The following is a 17095-nucleotide window of genomic DNA, read 5'->3' as shown; positions in this document are numbered from 1 at the left end:
CTGGCCCGGGTTCCGGCTCGGGCCTTGGCTCCGGCTCCGCGCCGCGCGGAGCCCGGGCCAGAGCCCGGGCCAGAGCCCGGGCTCTCTCCGTCCCGGCGCGACCGCGCGGACGGTGGCTTTCCCGCCTTCGCGCGCCGATCCGTCCGCGGTGACCGGCCTGCCTGGCGGAACCGCCTTGACCTGGTCGCGTACCGTGGTTCGCAGCAGAGGAGGGGACGACGCGTGGGAACCGAGAGTGCCGGGACGGAACAACGCCAGCCCGTGATGGCGGACGTGGCGAAACTGGCGGGCGTGTCCCACCAGACGGTGTCCCGGGTGCTGAACGGCGCCCCGCACGTCCGGCCGGACACCCGGGACCGGGTGCTGGCCGCCATCCGGGAGCTCGACTACCGGCCCAACTCCGCCGCCCGCGCCCTGGTCACCCGTCGCTCGCAGACCCTCGGCGTGGTCAGCTTCGACTCGACGCTCTACGGTCCCGCGTCGATGCTGGACGGGATCGAGGGGGCCGCGCGGAGCGCCGGGTACTTCGTCAGCGTGACCAGCCTGCGCTCCCTGGACGGCCGCTCGGTCCAGGAGGCCGTCGACCGGCTGCGCGACCAGGGGGTGGAGGGCGTCGTGGTGATCGCGCCGCAGACCTCCGCCGTCAGCGCGGTGGCCCGGCTCTCCAGCTCGGTGCCGGTCGTCGCGGTCGGATCGGGAAACCAGACCCAGGTGCCCATGGTGTCGGTGAGCAACCGGTCGGGTGCCGGAGAGGTCACCAGGCACCTGCTCGACCTGGGGCACCGCACCGTGCACCACCTGGCGGGGCCCGCCAACTGGCTGGAGAGCCAGGACCGCGAGGAGGGGTGGCGCAGTACGCTGCGGGCGGCCGACGCCCCCGTGCCGGACGTGGAGCGCGGCGACTGGAGCGCCCGCTCGGGTTACCAGGCGGGGCTGCGGCTCGCGCGACTGCCCGACGTCACCGCCGTCTTCTGCGCCAACGACCACATGGCCCTCGGCCTGCTGCGTGCCCTGCACGAGGCCGGCCGCTCGGTCCCGCGCGACATCAGCGTGGTCGGCTTCGACGACATCCCGGAGGCCGCCTACTTCATCCCGCCGCTGACGACCGTGCGGCAGGACTTCGGCGAACTCGGCAGACGGGCGCTGGAACTGCTCGTCGGGCAGCTGGACGGCGCCACGGCCGCCGGGACCCGTGTGGAGATCTCCCCGGAGATGGTGCTGCGCCGCAGCGTGGGCCCGGCCGCCCGGCACTGAGGCGTCCGATCTGGCTCTGCCCAGCCGGGCAACTTCCCTTGACACCCCTGATTGTTAACGCTCACAATTCCTGTGAGCGTTAACAAGAACACCTTTCCCCGAGGACGTGACCGTGACACCTGCCGCTCCTGATCCGGACCAGTACGTCGTCGGCGTCGACTTCGGCACCCTCTCCGGCCGTGCCGTGGTCGTCCGCGTCCGGGACGGCGAGGAGCTCGGCACCGCCGTCCACGCCTACCCGCACGCCGTCATCGAGCGCGAACTGCCCGGCACGGGCCGGCCGCTTCCGCCGGACTGGGCGCTCCAGCACCCCGCGGACTGGCGGGAGGTGCTGAGCACCGCCGTCCCGGCCGCGCTCGCCGCAGCCGGCGTCGATCCCGGCCAAGTCATCGGGATCGCCACCGACTTCACCGCCTGCACCGTCCTGCCGGTGCTCGCCGACGGCACCCCGCTCGCCGAGACGTCCGCGTGGGCCGCCCGCCCGCACGCCTGGCCCAAGCTCTGGAAGCACCACGCCGCCCAGGGCCAGGCCGACCGGATCAACGCCCTGGCCCATGCCCGGGGCGAGAAGTGGATCTCCCGGTACGGCGGCCGGATCTCCGCCGAGTGGCAGTACGCCAAGGCCCTCCAGGTCCTGGAGGAGGATCCCGAGGTCTACGCCGCCTGCGAGCGCTGGATCGAGGCCGCCGACTGGATCGTCTGGCAGCTCACCGGCGCCGAGAGCCGCAACACCTGCACCGCCGGCTACAAGGGCATTCACCAGGACGGGAGTTACCCGAGCGAGGACTACCTCGCGGCGCTCCACCCGGACTTCGCCGACTTCGCCCGCACCCGTCTGGAGCACCCGCTCTCCCCGCTCGGTTCCCGGGTCGGCTCGCTCACCGCGCAGGCGGCGCGGTGGACCGGCCTGCCCGAGGGCACGGCCGTCGCCGCCGGAAACGTCGACGCGCACGTCGCCGCACCGGCCGCCCGCGCCGTGGACAACGGCCAGCTGCTCGCCATCATGGGCACCTCCACCTGCCACGTCGTCAACGGCGCCACCCTCGCCGACGTCCCCGGCATCTGCGGGGTCGTCGAGGACGGCATCGTCGCCGGCTCCTACGGCTACGAGGCCGGGCAGAGCGCCGTCGGCGACATCTTCGCCTGGTGGCTGCGCCAGGGCGTCCCCGCCGACTACCTGGCCGAGGCCGAGGCGAACGGCGAGGACCTGCACCAGCTGCTCACCCGCAAGGCCGCCGCCCAGCCCGTCGGCGCGCACGGCCTGGTGGCGCTCGACTGGATGAACGGCAACCGCTCCACCCTGGTCGACCACCACCTGTCCGGGGTGATCGCCGGCCTCACCCTCGCCACCCGACCCGAGGAGGTCTACCGGGCACTCCTCGAAGCCACCGCCTTCGGCACCCGCGTCATCGTCGAGGCGCTGGAGCAGGGCGGCGTCCCCGTCACCGAGTTCGTCGTCACCGGCGGACTCAAGAAGAACGCCCTGCTCATGCGCATCTACGCCGACGTGCTGCGCCGGCCGGTCTCGGTCGCCGAGTCCGACCAGGGTCCCGCCCTGGGCTCGGCGATCCACGCCGCCGTCGCCGCCGGGGCCCATCCGGACGTACGGACGGCGGCCGCCGCCATGGGCCGGGTGCACCGGGCCGCGTACCGGCCCGACCCGGCCGCCGCCGACGCGTACGACAGGCTCTTCGCCGAGTACCGCGCCCTGCACGACCACTTCGGTCTCGGCGCCGACAAGCTCCTGCACCGCCTGCGGGACATCCGCAACGCGGCCCTCACCACCCCGAGCGAGGCATCGTGAACGCGACCACCGACCTCATCCGCCGCCAGGTCAGCGACCTCCACCAGGAACTGGTGCGCTACGGCCTGGTCGTCTGGACCGCCGGCAACGTCTCCGCCCGTGTCCCCGGCGAAGACCTGCTCGTCATCAAACCCAGTGGCGTCTCCTACGACGAGCTGACACCCCAGAACATGATCGTCTGCGACCTGGACGGCAACGTCGTCGACGGCGACCACGCGCCCTCCTCCGACACCGCCGCGCACGCCTATGTCTACCGCCACCTGCCCGAGGTCGGCGGAGTGGTCCACACCCACTCCACGTACGCCTGCGCCTGGGCCGCCCGCGGCGAGGCCGTCCCGTGCGTCCTCACCGCGATGGCCGACGAGTTCGGCGCCGAGATCCCGGTCGGTCCCTTCGCCCTCATCGGTGACGACTCGATCGGCCGCGGCATCGTGGACACCCTCAAGGGCCACCGCTCGCCCGCCGTCCTGATGCAGAACCACGGCGTCTTCACGGTCGGCAAGGACGCCAAGGCCGCCGTGAAGGCCGCCGTCATGTGCGAGGACGTGGCCCGCACCGTCCACCTCTCCCGCCAGCTCGGCGAGCCCCTGCCGATCGCCCAGGCGGACATCGACAGCCTCAACTTCCGCTACCAGAACGTCTACGGCCAGCCCCAGGGCCGGTGAGGAGTCACCCCATGAAGAAGCCTCTGGCCGGCCGCCGGATCTGGTTCCTGACCGGCAGCCAAGGGCTCTACGGCGAGGACACGCTGCGCCAGGTCGCCGAACAGTCCCAGCGGATCGCCGAAGCCCTCAACCATGACACCGCCATGCCGGTCGAGGTGGTCTGGAAGCCGGTCCTCACGGACGCGAACGCCATCCGGCGGGTCTGTCTGGACGCCAACTCCGCGGACGACTGCATCGGCCTGATCACCTGGATGCACACCTTCTCACCGGCCAAGATGTGGATCGCCGGCCTGGACGCGCTGCGGAAGCCGCTGCTCCACCTGCACACCCAGGCCAATGTCGAACTGCCCTGGCACACCATCGACATGGACTTCATGAACCTGAACCAGGCCGCCCACGGCGACCGCGAGTTCGGCCACATCCAGTCCCGCCTCGGCGTCCCCCGCAAGACCGTCGCCGGCCACGTCACCGACCCGGCCGTCGCCGCCCGGATCGCCGGCTGGGCCCGCGCCGCCGCCGGCCGCGCCGCACTGCGAAGCCTGAAGCTCGCCCGCTTCGGCGACAACATGCGCGACGTCGCCGTCACCGAGGGCGACAAGGTCGAGGCCCAGCTCCGCTTCGGCGTCTCCGTCAACACCTACGGTGTCAACGACCTCGTCGCCGCGGTGGACGCGACGGACGACGGAGCCGTCACCGCGCTGGTCAAGGAGTACGAGGACAGCTACCGCCTCGCACCCGAGCTGCGGGCCGGCGCGGAGCGCCACGAGTCGCTGCGCTACGCGGCGCGCGTCGAACTCGGCCTGCGCGGCTTCCTGGAAGAGGGCGGCTTCCACGCCTTCACCACCAACTTCGAGGACCTCGGCGGGCTGCGCCAGCTGCCCGGCCTCGCGGTGCAGCGGCTGATGGGCGACGGCTACGGCTTCGGCGGCGAGGGCGACTGGAAGACCGCCACCCTGCTGCACACCCTCAAGGTGGCCGCCACCGGGCTGCCCGGCGGCACCTCCTTCATGGAGGACTACACCTACCACCTGGAGTCAGGCCGCGAGCTCATCCTCGGCGCGCACATGCTGGAGGTCTGTCCGAGCATCGCGTCCGCCACGCCCTCCTGCGAGATCCACCCGCTCGCCATCGGCGGGCGCGAGGACCCGGTCCGGCTCGTCTTCGACGCCGAGCCCGGCCCGGCGGTGGTGGTCGGCCTCGCCGACCTGGGCGACCGCTTCCGGCTGGTCGCCAACGAGGTCGACGTGGTCGAGCCGCCCGCGCCGCTGCCCCACCTGCCCGTCGCCCGAGCCGTGTGGAAGCCGCGTCCGGACCTGCGCACCTCCACCGAGGCATGGCTGACGGCCGGCGCACCGCATCACACCGTGCTCTCCGCGGCGCTCGGCGCCGAGGAGATCGAGGACCTCGCCGAGATGCTCGGCGTCGAACTGCTGGTGATCGACGAGGACACGGACATCCGCCGTTTCACCAAGGAACTGCGCTGGAACCAGGCCTACCACCGCCTGGCCCAGGGGTTCTGACCGCACCACGAGGAGAGGAACGGAGCACCCTCGTGCCGAACGACGCACTCGTCTCCCTGGGCGAGATGACGGTCGTCCAGGAGGCCGCCGCACCCCTGCCCGACGGGCGGCCCGTCACCCGCTGGACCATCGGCTCCCCGGACGGCGTCACCGCCGAGGTGCTCAGCCTCGGCGCCCGCCTCCAGGCCCTGTACGCGCCGGACCGGGACGGGCGGCGGACGAACGTCGTCCTCGGCTGCGACGGCGTCGAGGACCTGCTCGGCGAAGCCGCCTTCCTCGGCGCGACGGTCGGCCGCTACGCCAACCGGATCGCCCACGGCGTCGTGCCGGTGGACGGGACGGTCCACCGGCTGGCGACCCAGGCGACGGGCCACACCCTGCACGGCGGCCCGGACGGCTTCGCCACCCGGCTCTGGGACGGCGTGCCGGTCCGGCAGGACCGGCGCGCCGGAGTGCGCCTGCGCCTGCACAGCCCTGACGGCGACCAGGGGTTCCCGGGAGCACTGTCCGTCGAGGTCACCTATCTCCTTGACCCGGCCGGTGAGCTCTCGATCGGCTACCGGGCCACCACGCAGGCGCCCACCGTCGTCAACCTCACCAACCACGCGTACTTCAACCTGGCCGGCGAGGGCAGCGGCACGGTGCTCGACCATGTACTGCGGGTCGAGGCCGGCGGATACCTGCCGGTCGACGCCGGACTGATCCCGCTCGGCCCGGTCGAGTCCGTCGACGGCACGCCGTTCGACCTGCGGACGGCGGCGGTGATCGGCGACCGCCTCGCCGAGGGAGGCATGGACCCGCAGATCAGCCGGGCCGGCGCGGGCTTCGACCACACCTGGGTGCTCGACGGGACCGGGTTCCGCAGGGCCGCCGTGCTGAGCCACCCGGTCAGCGGCCGGCGAGTGGAATGCCTGACAACGGAACCGGGCCTCCAGGTCTACACCGGGAACCACTTCGACGGCTCGCTCACCGGCCGCTCAGGCCGCCCGTACGCCGCCTACGCGGGTGTCGCGCTGGAGACGCAGCATTTCCCGGACTCGCCCCACCGTCCCGCCTATCCGTCCACGCTCCTGCGCCCGGGCGAGGAGTTCCGCTCGGCCACGGTCTACCGGTTCTCGGCCGGGTGACGAGTCAAAGGTTCACCCGGCGGAACCGGGGCGACCCCGACCGCGGAGCGCCGGCGAGAAGCGATGCGTGCGCAGGGCGGTGCGGGCGGCGTTGGCGCCGGGGGCACGACATCGCGTAAGCGCCCATGTACCGCTACCCGCTCCGCCGGGGCCACTCCATGGCTGCGGTGCCACCGCCCGGACCGGTCTGGGGCCGCCTCCGGCGCGCCCGCGGTGCACAGCCTCCGGACGCGCTCCACGCTCGTCCCCATCGGCAGCGTGAACCCGCATCGGCGGTCTCCCGTGGCCGGCTCGCGAGGCATGCCTGATTCCGGCCGAGGGCGGGTGCCGGATCAGCTCGGGCGCACCTGGCCCCGGGACGGGTGCGCCGACCCCTTCGGACGACCCGTCATACCTGAGAGCTACCCACGAGGTTGGCTCCCCGGCGGGACGCCGACGACGGCGGCCTGTTCCTACCTTTCGGAGCGTCACCGACCACGCCCCGGAAGGAACCCCATGGCGCCCCCCGTCCGCACCACCCGCACCGGCCGCCTCCGCCGCACCCTGCTCGCCGCGCTCGTCACCGCCGCCGTCGCCGTGCCGGTCGTGGGCGCCGCCCGGCCCGCCGAGGTGCCGGCGCCCGCGCCGGAGGCCGTACGACCGCTGACCGCGGGCGGCCCCGCCGCGCTCGCCGCGCAGCTTGACGCGCGGTACGCGACCGGGCGGGCGGACCTGGCGGCGGCCGCGCGCACGGCGGACGAGTACGGGGCGCACCGGCGGGCCGGGTCGCTGCGGACGATGGCCGGGCCGGGCCGGCAGTTCCTCTCCTTCGACGGGCGGGACGGCGGCCGCAGCGTGGAGGTCGTCGGCGACCTGGCCCGCGCCGACCGGATCGCCGTCCTCGTCCCCGGCGTGGACACCGGGCTCGACAGCTACGGCCGTTTCCGCGCCGGAGCGGTCGCCCTGCAGGCCGCCCTCCAGCGGGAGTTCGGCGCCCGCGCCGCCGTCGTCGCCTGGCTCGGCTACCGCACCCCCGCGACCGCCAGCGCCGCCTCCCTCACCCCCGGCCGCGCCGACCAGGCCGCAGCCGGACTCCACGCGTTCGTCGAGGAGTTGCACGGCATCCGGCCCGACGCGCGGATCAGTCTGCTCGGCCACTCCTACGGCTCCGCGGTGTGCGCGCTCGCCGCCCACGGACTGCCGGTCGCCGCCGTCGTCCTCTACGGCAGCCCCGGCACCGGCCTCGACAGCGCCGCCGGGCTGCACACCCGCGCCACCGTCTGGGCCGGCCGCGCCACCGGCGACTGGGTCGCCGACGTCCCGCACCTCAGCCTGCCCCTGCTCCCCGGCACCGAACTCGGCTTCGGCACCGACCCCATGGACCCCGGCTTCGGCGCCCGCCGCTTCGCCACCGGCGACGGCGGCCACAGCGACTACCTCGCGCCCGGCTCCGTACCCCTGCGCAACCTCGCCCGGATCGTCGACGGACAGGAGCCCGACCGTGCGTGACACCCTGCGCGGCGTCGCCCACCGGATAGCCGACGCCACCCCGCCCGGCCGCGACCGCGCCCTCGACGCGCTGCGCGCCTTCGCCATCCTCGGCGTCGTGCTCGGCCACTGGCTGGTCACCGCCCTCGTCGCCGACAGCGGCACCCTGCACGTCGAGAGCCCGCTCGGTCATCTGCCCGAATTCACCCCGGTGTCCTGGGTGTTCCAGACCCTCGCCGTCTTCTTCCTGGTGGGCGGATACGTCGCCGCCCGTGGCCACACCGCCGCCCGCGCCCGTGGCGAGAGCCACGGCGGGTGGATCGCGGCCCGGCTCCGCCGGCTGTTCCGGCCGGTCGTCCCGCTGCTCCTCGTCTGGCTGTCCGCCACCGTCGGCATGCTCGCCTCCGGGGTGCCCTGGCCGACCGTCCACACCCTCGGCAAGCTCGTGCTCTCGCCGCTGTGGTTCCTGCTCGTCCTCGCCGCCCTCACCGCCGCCACCCCGCTCGTCGCCCGCGTCCACCCGCTGTGGCCGCTCGCCGTCGTCCTCCACGTCGACCTGTTCCGCTTCGGGTTCGACGGCCCCGACTGGCTCGGCTGGCTCAACCTGCCGGCCGGCTGGCTCGTCCCGTACTGCCTGGGCGCCCTGCTCGCCCGCCGCGGCCCGCTCGCGCCCGGCGCCGCCTGGACCCTGCTGCTCGGCGGCGCCACCGTGACCGGCCTCCTCGTCGCCTTCGCCGGCTATCCCGGCTCCATGGTCGGCGTGCCCGGCGCCCCGGTCTCCAACCTCAACCCGCCCACGCTCGCCGCCGTCACCTTCGGCCTCGCCCAGTCCGGTGCCGCGCTGCTGCTCCTCGGGCCGCTGCGCCGCGCCCTGCGCCGGCCCGCCGCCTGGGCGGCCGTGGCGCTGCTCAACCTCTGCGCCATGACCGTCTTCCTCTGGCACCAGACCGCGATGATCGCCGTCACCGCGGGCGGACTGTTCACCGCCGGCCTCCTCGGCCACCGCCCGCTCGCCGGTCTCCACACCGTGCCCGACGGCTACGACTGGGTCCTCGCCCGGCTCGGCTGGCTGCCGGTCTTCGCCGTCGCGCTGCTGATCTGCGGCGGGGTCTTCCACGCGTACGAACGCACCACCCGCACCGCCCGGGCCGCCGAGCGACGGCCGGGCAACCGGCCCCGGAGAAGGACGGAGGCACGACGTGCCTAGGCTGTGGCAGCAGAACGAACACACGGGCGGGGGAAGCACGGTGGGCACGGTGGGGGACACGACACGGTGGGCGAGCGCGCTGCGCGCCGCCCCCGGGATCCTGCGCGCCGACCTCGGCTCGCCGCGCCGCGACCCGCTGCCCCGCCACCGCTACCTCAGCTGGCTGCCGCACGCCCATCTCGTCCTCTTCAGCCTCCTCATGGGGATGTGGGAGATGACGCAGTACGAGAACGCCATGGACCCGGCCCCCGGCAGCATCACGCTGTTCGCCATCGCCCAGACCGCCGCGCCCGTCCTCGCCCTCACCCGGCCCGCCGCCGCCACCTGGCTCTCCACCGCCGCGCTGCTGCTCACCAGCGTGCTCGCGGCGCCGTTCTTCGGCGCCCCCTGGCCCTGGAGCGGCGCGGCCGTCGCGCTGCACACCCTCGTCCTGCTGCTGCTCGCCCTGCGCGTCCGGCCCCTCGCCGCCGCCACCGCGCTCGTCATCACCCTGCTCACCGGCGTCGGCGCCCTGCTGCCGCACACCGTGCCGCACCCGCCGGTGCTCGCCCTCGGCGCCGCGTTCTTCACCACCGCGACCGTCGCCGGCTGCTCCCTGCGCGCCGCCCGCGTCTCCCGCACCCGCCTCGTCGAGCAGGAGGAGCTCACCGCCGGGGAACGCGCCCGCCGCGCCCTCCTGGAGGAGCGCGGCCGGATCGCACGCGAGCTGCACGACGTGGTCGCCCACCACATGTCCGTCATCTCCATCCAGGCGCAGGTCGCCCCGCACCTGGTCGAGAACCCCTCGCCCGAGCTGCGCGAGAACCTGGCCGGCATCCGGCAGAACGCCGTCGACGCCCTCACCGAACTCCGCCGCGTCCTCGGCGTGCTGCGCGGCGACGGCGACCGGGGCGACGCCGCCGCCGGCGTACGGCACGCCCCGCAGCCCACCCTCGACCGGCTCGGCGAACTCCTCGCCAACGTCCGCGCCGCCGGCCTCGACGTGACCGCCGAGACGCACGGCGAGACCCGGCCGCTCTCCCCGGGCGCCGAGCTCTCCGCGTACCGCGTCGTGCAGGAGGCCCTCAGCAACGTGATGCGTCACGCCCCCGGCGCCCGGGCCACCGTGGAGACCCGCTACCACCGCGACGGACTGACCGTGCGGATCACCAACACGGCCCCCGACGGCCCCGCCCGCCCCCTCGCCGCCGCCCCGCGCGCGTCCGGCGAACCCGGCCACGGGCTGCTCGGCATGCGCGAACGCGCCGCCATGCTCGGCGGCGAGCTCGCCGCCGGACCCACCCCCGACGGCGGCTGGGAGATCACCGCGGTGCTCCCCGCCCCCCTCCCCGTGAAGGACACCTCAGGTTCATGAGCAGCGACAGCGACGACATCCGGGTTCTCATCGCGGACGACCAGAGCATGGTCCGGCAGGGCTTCACGGTCCTGCTGAACGCCGAACCGGGAATCGAGGTCGTCGGCCAGGCCGTCGACGGCGCCGACGCCGTCGCGCGGGCCGCCGAACTCGCCCCCGACGTCGTCCTCATGGACATCCGGATGCCCGGCATGGGCGGCATCGAGGCCACCCGGCTGCTCACCGCCCCCGCCGACGCCACCGTCAAGGTGCTCGTCCTGACCACCTTCGACCTGGACGAGTACGTGTACGAGGCGCTGCGCGCCGGTGCCGCGGGCTTCCTCCTCAAGGACGCCTCGGCCGAGGAACTCGCCCAGGCGGTACGGGTCGTGGCACGCGGCGACGCGCTGCTCGCGCCCAACGTGACCAAGCGGCTCATCGCGGAGTTCTCCCGGCTCAGCCCCGCCCCGCGGGTCCCGCTGATGGACCGGCTCGGCGCGCTGACCGAGCGTGAGACCGAGGTCCTGACGCTCATCGCGCAGGGCCTGTCCAACGCCGAGATCGCCGCCCGGCTCGTCGTCGCCGAGCAGACCGTGAAGACCTATGTGAGCCGCATCCTCACCAAGCTCGCCCTGCGCGACCGCACCCAGGCCGCGGTCCACGCGTACGAGAGCGGTCTGGTCCGTCCCGGCGGGCAGTAGGGCCCGGCACCCACCCGGGGCGGACACACGACCGGCCCCCGCCGCCGGGGCGACAGGGGCCGGTTCGGCACAGGGGCTCAGACGCCCGGCGGGACCCGGGACGGGCGGCCGGAGCCGCGCGTCAGGACGTAGCCGCCGATGCCCGCGAGCGCGGCGAGCACGCCGCCCGCGGCGGTCCACAGCCAGCGGTCGGACCACCAGCCGGAGGACCAGCCGTTCTCGGGCGCCCGCGCCTCGACGGTCTCCGGCGTGGTGGCGCCGGGCACCAGCGGGACGGCGAGCGCGCCGTCCGCCGCGTACGCCCCGCCGACGTCCTTCGAGGTCGCCCCGATCCGTGCCGAGAACGGCTGGCCCAGGTCGTCCTCGGGCAGCCCGGTGACCGTCAGACGGACGAAGTAGCTGCCCGGCAGCGGGTCGTTCGACCAGGTGTCGGCGGCGGTCCGGACCGGACGCAGCGTGCAGGCCAGCTCCACGGTCGCGGCGTCCTTCGCCGCGAGCCGGGACTGCATGCCGTACATGCACGGCTGGCGGCGGCGCAGCCCGTCGTACACGTCGATCCGCCAGGCCGAGGAACCGTGCCGCAGCGCGGCGTCGGGCAGCGTGACGGTGGCGGTGACGGTGGGCCGCTCGCCGGAGTCGGCGGGGAACTGCCAGTACAGGTAGTCACCCGTGGACGCCTGCGCGGTGGCCTGCCGGCCCTGCCGGAAGAACGCGGCGGTACGGAAGGAGGTGCCGGCCTCGGTCGGCCCGGCCTGCGCCGCGGCGCCGCTCGCGCTGCCGCTCGGGGTGGGCGTCGCGGTGTCGGCGAGGCCCGCCGGGGCGGCCGGGCCGAGCAGGGCCGCGCCCGCGAGCACGAGGCCCGCGGTGAGCCGGCGGAGGGTGCGGGTGGTCTTCCTCATGGTGCGCTCCATCAGTTGGTCCTCCAGACGGCGACGCGCCAGCGGGACAGCCAGCCGAAGAACAGGCCGCCGAGGAAGCCGGCGAGCACGAGCGCGCCGAGCAGCCACCAGCCGCGGCCGAAGGAGGCCACGTCGGAGGCCGCGCCGGGACCGTCGACGACGTCGATCGCGAGCTCGACCGGCATGCCGGGCGTGGTCTTGACCGACGGGGGAGCGGAGAAGGAGTTGCTGACCTGGAGGCAGACCGTCTCGGCGGCGGACTTGGTGTCGTCGTCCAGCGCGGCCGAGTCGTCCTTCTTCGGGTAGCGCAGGCCGGTCGATATGACGTCGGTGCGTCCGTCGCCCGCCTCGGAGCCGCGCACGATCTCACGGCCGTGCGTGGTGACGGCCCGCAGCAGCACGCCGTAGTCGTTGTTGACGGCGCGGTCGGCGGAGATGCTCACCGAGGCGCGCAGCTCCTGGCCCGGCAGCACGTCCACCTTGTAGAAGCGGTGGGCGCCGAAGACCTGCCGGTCGGTGTAGAGGCCCGGCTTGAGCGTCGGCGCGTCGGCGCAGCGCTCGGCGCCGTTCGTGGCGACCGGGGTGACGACGGGGTCGGCCGCGCGGTCGACCAGCTGCCGGACGCGGCCGGAGAGTTCCTCGGTGCGGTGCACGGAGGTGTAGGTGCCGCCGGTGGCCTCGGCGATGCAGGTCAGCTGGCGCCGGGTCTTGGCGTCCGGGACCAGGCCGAGGGTGTCGATGACCAGGTGGATGCCCTGGGCGGCGATGTTCCGCGCGACCTCGCACGGGTCGAGCGGGGCGCAGGTGTCCTCGCCGTCCGTGATGAGCACGATCCGCTTGGTCGCCCCGCCGCCCTGGCCGTCCGCCCCCTTGGCCGCCTCGCCCTTCTTGAGGTCGTCGGCGGCGCCGAGCAGGGCCGGGCCGATCGGGGTCCAGCCGGTGGGGGCGAGGGTGGCGACGGCGGTCTTGGCCTCGGTGCGGTCGAGCGGGCCGACCGGATAGAGCTGCCGGGTGTCCTTGCAGCCGCGTTCGCGGTCCTGGCCCGGGTAGTCGGCGCCCAGGGTGCGGATGCCGAGCCGCACCTCCTGCGGGACCGCGTCCAGGACCTCGTTGAACGCCTGCTTGGCGGCGGCCATGCGGGACTGTCCGTCGATGTCGCGGGCGCGCATCGAGCCGCTGACGTCGAGCACCAGCTCGACCTTGGGCGATTCCTTGGCGGAGTCCGCGGCCGCCGGTCCGTCGTCGGCGGCGGCACTGGTCGGGAGGAACCCGACGCTCAGGGCGGCGATGAGCGCGCAGGCGCCGGTCGCCAGCCGTTTTCTCGTGATCATCGGAGGATCGTAGGGAGGATCGTCCGAAGAACCAAAACGGGGCCGGACAAGGAGCTTGAACGAGGGTCAGGAGTGGCTGTTGAGGAAGCCGATGAGGGCCGCGCCCCACCAGCCGATCTGGCTGACGGAGGCCGCGGCGCCCGAGCGTACGAGCAGCCCGCGGGGCACCTCGGCGCGGTCCCGGAAGCGGGCGAGCAGCTGGCCGAGCCGGTGCGCGTACAGACCGTTGAGGGTGACGGCGAGCACCAGGCCGAGTTTGACCACGGTGAGCGGGGAGCCGAGATCGGGGCGGAGGAAGAGACCGGTGACGGTCAGTCCGCCGAGGCCCGCCCAGATCGGGGTCTGCAGCGCGCACGCCGTGTCGAGGACGCTCGCGAGCGGGCGGCGGCCGGAGAGCCAGAGCACCGCGAACCAGTCGACGGCGAGCACCGCGCCGAGCCCCGCGACGGTGCTCGCCACGTGCAGGAAACGGGCCGCGGTCTGCAGCGTCAGGTCCGCCCGCACGTGCCCGGCGGTCCAGCAGCAGACGGCGAGCGCACCGGCCGCGAGCACGCCCGCGGCGGTGAGGAGCCAGCCGGGGGTGAGGTCCTGACGGAGCGGTTCCTCGGGTGCTGTGGTCTGCATGGCGGAGGTCTTCCCGGGTGGAGCTGGAACTTAGGTAAGGCGAAGCTAAGTATCGCACGGGTGTGCGTCGGGTCGACCGTGACGGGTATCGCACGCCCCGGGGCCCGGAGCATCCGCCGGGGTGGCATACCGTGAGGTGATCGACGGCGGGAGGACCGATGACCGGCCCAGGAACGGGCACCGCACCTGGCCACGGCGGCGGCTGGCTCCGCGACCAGGTCTGCGAGGGACTGCGCGACCGCATCATCACCGGACGGCTCAAGCCGGGGGACCGGTTGGTCGAACGTGAGGTCGCCGAGGAGTTCGGCGTCTCCCGGGTGCCCGTCCGCGAGGCCATCCGCATCCTCATCGGCGAGGGCTTCCTGCAGGCCGTCTCCCAGCGCCGCATCGTGGTCCGTGAGATGACCCGCCAGGACGTCGAGAACCTCTTCGACATGCGCGAGGCCCTGGAGGTCCTCGCCGTGCGCCGCGCCGCCGAGCGCCGCACCGACGCCGAGCTCAACACCCTCGGCCGGCTGCTCACCGAGGCCCGCGCCGCCACGACCGCGGGCGGCCCCGAGCGCCTGTCGCGCGCCAACGCCGCCTTCCACGCCCAGATCGTGCGCATGTCGCGCAACGAACTCCTGGTCACCGCTCTCGAGTCACTGGAGGGCCGGCTCCGCTGGCTGTTCCAGCAGGTCGACGAGCCCGGGCCGCTGTGGGACGAGCACCGGCTGCTGTTCGAGGCGATCGGCGCGGGCGACGCGGAGGCCGCCGCCCAGCTGGCGCTCGCCCATGTGCGCTACTACCGACGGGTCGCGCTCCGGCTGCTCTTCGAGGACTGACCGCTCTTCGAGGAATCGCGGCTCTTCGTCGCCTGGCCGCGGATGTACTCAGAAGTGCAGCGCGCCGATGTCGCGGACGGTCCCGGCCAGGGCCCGGACCAGCTCGTTCTCGGCGTCGCGGCGCCAGACCAGGGCGTAGGGAATCGTCCCCATCTCGGGTACCGGCACGAAGCGCACGTGGGACATGGACCAGTAGCGGGTGACGTGGGAGGGGAAGGGGTGGACGATCTCGCCGTTGATGACGAGGTTGATCAGCTCGTCGGAGTTGGTGACCCAGTCGACGCGTTCGATCGTCTTGCCCCGGGGGGTGTAGAAGGACAGGTAGGCGTCCTCCCAGTAGTCGGCCATGTCGGGGATCATGGCATGGGCGAAGTCAGCCAGGGCCTCGAACGGGACCTCGCGTCTTCCGGCGAGTTCGTGGTCCGCGGCGACGGCCAGCACGCGAGGGTCGTGGAAGAGGACCGGGCCGACGGTGAGATCGGGTTCGTCGACCGGTAGCCAGGTGACGAAGACGTCCATGTCGCCGTCGCGGAGCCTGGCGAACGGTTCGACGTACGGTGCGCTGCGTATCTGCAGCTCCCACTCGGGGTGGCGGGAGCGGAACGCCTCCCAGTAGCGGTGCAGGTCGGGCACGTTGAAGGGCATCATGCCGACCCGCAGGCGTGCGGTCTTGCCGCGGGCCGCCAGCCGGGCACGTTCGAGGCTGTCCCGCAGGTGCGCGTGGAGCGGCCGCAGATCGGCACACAGCTGCCGGCCGAGCGGGGTCAGCCTGACCTGGCGGCGGTTGGACCGGTCGAACAGCAGACCGCCGAGCTGTCGCTCCTGGCGGCCGATCACCTGGCTGACACGCGCCTGCGTGAGGTGCAGCCGGGCGGCCGCCCGGCCGAAGTGCAGCTCCTCCGCCAGGGTCAGAAAGATCTCGATCTCGCGCATTTCCATGCTGCCGAACCCCCGTCATAAGCCTGGATTATCGAATCCTACTGATCTTGGGCGTTGATGGCCGTGGCACCGGCCTGAAGGATCGTCAGCAGGTCAAACCGCTACGACGACCCCTCGAACAGGAGCACCGCACATGAACACCCCAGCCCGACCCGAGAGCCGCGTCTGGTTCATCACCGGCGCCAGCCGCGGCCTCGGCCGCGCATTCGCCGAGGCGGCCCTGACGGCCGGCGACCGCGTCGTGATCGCCGCCCGGACCACGACCGCGCTGGAGGAGCTCGCGAGCGCCCATCCGGGCCGAGTCCTGCCGCTGACGCTGGACGTCACCGACCGCGGCGCCGTGTTCGCGGCCGTCGCCGAGGCGGTCGGCCACTTCGGACGGCTCGACATCGTCGTCAACAACGCCGGGATGCTCTCGATGGGCATGGTCGAGGAGTTCGTCGAGTCCGAGGCGCGCGCCCAGCTGGACGTCAACTTCTTCGGCGCGCTCTGGGTGAGCCAGGCCGTCATGCCCGTGCTGCGCGAACAGGGCTCCGGCCACATCGTGCAGGTCTCCAGCATCGCCGCCCTGGGCGGCTTCCCCAGCACCGGCCTCTACAGCGCGAGTAAGTTCGCCCTGGAAGGCCTCAGCGAAGCGCTCGCCCTGGAGGCGGCCGGATTCGGGGTCAAGCTGAGCATCATCCAGCCCGGCGGCTACTGGACCGACCTCTACACCGCGATGCGCAGCACGAACCCCCTGGAGGCGTACGCTCCGCTCCGCGAGGAGCTGGCCCGGCAGTTCGCCGAGGGCTCGGTCGACAGCGACCCGAAACTCGCCGCAGCCGCGCTGCTCGAGCTGGTCGACAGCGACGAGCCGCCGCTGCGCCTCCTCCTGGGCAGCATGGTCTACGACCTGGCCTTCGACATCGCCCGCACCCGGGCGGAGACCTGGTCGGCCTGGGAGCACGTCAGCCGGGCCGCGGAACACGCCATCGCCGGCCCGGCCTGACGGCCCGGGAGGCAGCGACATGTCGTTCCTCGCCACGGCCGAGGTCGTCCACCGCTTCAACCGCGCCTTCATTCACCACGACGCCTCGCTGCTCGCCGACCTGCTCGCCGACGACTGCGTGATGGAGGCGAAAGAGCCGTCCCCGGACGGGGCCCGGTACGAAGGCCGCGCCGCGTGCCTGGAGTTCTGCCGTGCGCTCGTCGAGGACCGCACCGTGAAGTACGAACCGGAGGCCGTCGTCATCACCGGTGAACGGGCGACGGTCCGCTGGCGGTGCCGCTTCGGCGACGGCCCGGCCGACACGGTCCGCGGCGTGACCCTCACGCTCGTCCGGGACGGCTTGATCGTCGAGTGCCTCGGCTACAGCAAGACCCGTACGACAGGCAGCCGGCCGAGGCCGGAATCCATGGAC

Annotated in this window: 15 protein-coding genes and 1 pseudogene; 12 read left to right on the top strand and 4 right to left on the bottom strand. The window is 73.6% G+C overall.

The window, feature by feature from the left end:
• Positions 1 to 222: 222 nt before the first annotated feature.
• The 9 genes from ACWEV0_RS16955 to ACWEV0_RS16915 all read left to right on the top strand — a co-directional run bounded on the left by ACWEV0_RS16955 (position 223) and on the right by ACWEV0_RS16915 (position 11078).
• Complete coding sequence (locus ACWEV0_RS16955; RefSeq protein WP_453150066.1) at positions 223 to 1254, top strand: LacI family DNA-binding transcriptional regulator; 1032 nt, start codon at positions 223 to 225, stop codon at positions 1252 to 1254.
• A 112-nt stretch (positions 1255 to 1366) separates the two neighbouring features.
• Positions 1367 to 3058, top strand: a complete 1692-nt coding sequence (locus ACWEV0_RS16950) for a ribulokinase (protein ID WP_453150065.1) — start codon at positions 1367 to 1369, stop codon at positions 3056 to 3058.
• Positions 3055 to 3723 (top strand): L-ribulose-5-phosphate 4-epimerase, encoded by a 669-nt coding sequence (locus ACWEV0_RS16945; protein ID WP_453150064.1) that lies wholly within the window; start codon positions 3055 to 3057, stop codon positions 3721 to 3723. The genes ACWEV0_RS16950 and ACWEV0_RS16945 overlap by 4 nt, the downstream gene beginning before the upstream one ends.
• A gap of 11 nt (positions 3724 to 3734) precedes the next feature.
• Complete coding sequence (araA, locus tag ACWEV0_RS16940; protein ID WP_453150063.1) at positions 3735 to 5243, top strand: L-arabinose isomerase; 1509 nt, start codon at positions 3735 to 3737, stop codon at positions 5241 to 5243.
• Between the two features lie 65 nt (positions 5244 to 5308).
• On the top strand, positions 5309 to 6370 hold the full coding sequence (locus ACWEV0_RS16935) for an aldose epimerase family protein (RefSeq protein ID WP_453150069.1): 1062 nt from the start codon (positions 5309 to 5311) through the stop codon (positions 6368 to 6370).
• A gap of 495 nt (positions 6371 to 6865) precedes the next feature.
• Positions 6866 to 7858, top strand: coding sequence for an alpha/beta hydrolase (locus ACWEV0_RS16930; protein ID WP_453150062.1), 993 nt, complete (start codon positions 6866 to 6868; stop codon positions 7856 to 7858).
• On the top strand, positions 7851 to 9044 hold the full coding sequence (locus tag ACWEV0_RS16925; protein WP_453150061.1) for an acyltransferase family protein: 1194 nt from the start codon (positions 7851 to 7853) through the stop codon (positions 9042 to 9044). Before ACWEV0_RS16930 ends, ACWEV0_RS16925 begins: the two co-directional genes overlap by 8 nt.
• A 49-nt stretch (positions 9045 to 9093) precedes the next feature.
• Complete coding sequence (locus tag ACWEV0_RS16920) at positions 9094 to 10398, top strand: sensor histidine kinase (RefSeq protein ID WP_453150060.1); 1305 nt, start codon at positions 9094 to 9096, stop codon at positions 10396 to 10398.
• Complete coding sequence (locus tag ACWEV0_RS16915; RefSeq protein ID WP_453150059.1) at positions 10395 to 11078, top strand: response regulator; 684 nt, start codon at positions 10395 to 10397, stop codon at positions 11076 to 11078. The genes ACWEV0_RS16920 and ACWEV0_RS16915 overlap by 4 nt, the downstream gene beginning before the upstream one ends.
• A gap of 77 nt (positions 11079 to 11155) precedes the next feature.
• Here the strand turns inward: ACWEV0_RS16915 and ACWEV0_RS16910 are convergent, their stop codons facing one another.
• The 3 genes from ACWEV0_RS16910 to ACWEV0_RS16900 all read right to left on the bottom strand — a co-directional run bounded on the left by ACWEV0_RS16910 (position 11156) and on the right by ACWEV0_RS16900 (position 13932).
• The gene (locus tag ACWEV0_RS16910) at positions 11156 to 11977 is read right to left on the bottom strand and encodes a hypothetical protein (protein ID WP_453150058.1); all 822 of its coding nucleotides are present in this window, start codon (positions 11975 to 11977) and stop codon (positions 11156 to 11158) included.
• 11 nt (positions 11978 to 11988) lie between these two features.
• Positions 11989 to 13308 (bottom strand): VWA domain-containing protein, encoded by a 1320-nt coding sequence (locus ACWEV0_RS16905; RefSeq protein ID WP_453150057.1) that lies wholly within the window; start codon positions 13306 to 13308, stop codon positions 11989 to 11991.
• Positions 13309 to 13374: 66 nt separating this feature from the next.
• The gene (locus ACWEV0_RS16900; RefSeq protein ID WP_453150056.1) at positions 13375 to 13932 is read right to left on the bottom strand and encodes a hypothetical protein; all 558 of its coding nucleotides are present in this window, start codon (positions 13930 to 13932) and stop codon (positions 13375 to 13377) included.
• Between the two features lie 158 nt (positions 13933 to 14090).
• Between ACWEV0_RS16900 and ACWEV0_RS16895 the strand changes: the two genes are divergently transcribed.
• Positions 14091 to 14756: a GntR family transcriptional regulator gene (locus tag ACWEV0_RS16895; protein WP_453150055.1), complete on the top strand. Its 666-nt coding sequence runs from the start codon at positions 14091 to 14093 to the stop codon at positions 14754 to 14756.
• Positions 14757 to 14804: 48 nt separating this feature from the next.
• Here ACWEV0_RS16895 and ACWEV0_RS16890 read toward each other — a convergent pair whose 3' ends face one another.
• Positions 14805 to 15689: a LysR family transcriptional regulator gene (locus tag ACWEV0_RS16890; protein WP_453150054.1), complete on the bottom strand. Its 885-nt coding sequence runs from the start codon at positions 15687 to 15689 to the stop codon at positions 14805 to 14807.
• A gap of 139 nt (positions 15690 to 15828) precedes the next feature.
• On the opposite strand from ACWEV0_RS16890, the gene ACWEV0_RS16885 reads away from it, so the two are divergent.
• Both ACWEV0_RS16885 and ACWEV0_RS16880 read left to right on the top strand, forming a co-directional pair.
• Positions 15829 to 16683: an SDR family NAD(P)-dependent oxidoreductase gene (locus ACWEV0_RS16885; protein WP_453150053.1), complete on the top strand. Its 855-nt coding sequence runs from the start codon at positions 15829 to 15831 to the stop codon at positions 16681 to 16683.
• A gap of 19 nt (positions 16684 to 16702) precedes the next feature.
• Positions 16703 to 17023 (top strand): annotated as a pseudogene (locus ACWEV0_RS16880) (nuclear transport factor 2 family protein); the annotation flags it as partial.
• Positions 17024 to 17095: the final 72 nt, after the last annotated feature.

This window comes from Streptomyces sp. NPDC003943 (assembly GCF_053605265.1).
The sequence above is the reverse complement of the archived record's forward strand: the minus strand, read 5'-3'. Positions and strand labels throughout refer to the sequence as shown.

Excerpts from the sequence above, each read along its gene's own strand:
- araA (WP_453150063.1), top strand. The coding sequence starts at position 3,735 with ATGAAGAAGCCTCTGGCCGGCCGCCGGATCTGGTTCCTGACCGGCAGC.
- ACWEV0_RS16935 (WP_453150069.1), top strand. The coding sequence starts at position 5,309 with ATGACGGTCGTCCAGGAGGCCGCCGCACCCCTGCCCGACGGGCGGCCC.
- ACWEV0_RS16930 (WP_453150062.1), top strand. The coding sequence starts at position 6,866 with ATGGCGCCCCCCGTCCGCACCACCCGCACCGGCCGCCTCCGCCGCACC.
- ACWEV0_RS16915 (WP_453150059.1), top strand. The coding sequence starts at position 10,395 with ATGAGCAGCGACAGCGACGACATCCGGGTTCTCATCGCGGACGACCAG.
- ACWEV0_RS16910 (WP_453150058.1), bottom strand. The coding sequence starts at position 11,977 with ATGAGGAAGACCACCCGCACCCTCCGCCGGCTCACCGCGGGCCTCGTG.
- ACWEV0_RS16905 (WP_453150057.1), bottom strand. The coding sequence starts at position 13,308 with ATGATCACGAGAAAACGGCTGGCGACCGGCGCCTGCGCGCTCATCGCC.
- ACWEV0_RS16900 (WP_453150056.1), bottom strand. The coding sequence starts at position 13,932 with ATGCAGACCACAGCACCCGAGGAACCGCTCCGTCAGGACCTCACCCCC.
- ACWEV0_RS16895 (WP_453150055.1), top strand. The coding sequence starts at position 14,091 with ATGACCGGCCCAGGAACGGGCACCGCACCTGGCCACGGCGGCGGCTGG.
- ACWEV0_RS16890 (WP_453150054.1), bottom strand. The coding sequence starts at position 15,689 with ATGCGCGAGATCGAGATCTTTCTGACCCTGGCGGAGGAGCTGCACTTC.
- ACWEV0_RS16885 (WP_453150053.1), top strand. The coding sequence starts at position 15,829 with ATGAACACCCCAGCCCGACCCGAGAGCCGCGTCTGGTTCATCACCGGC.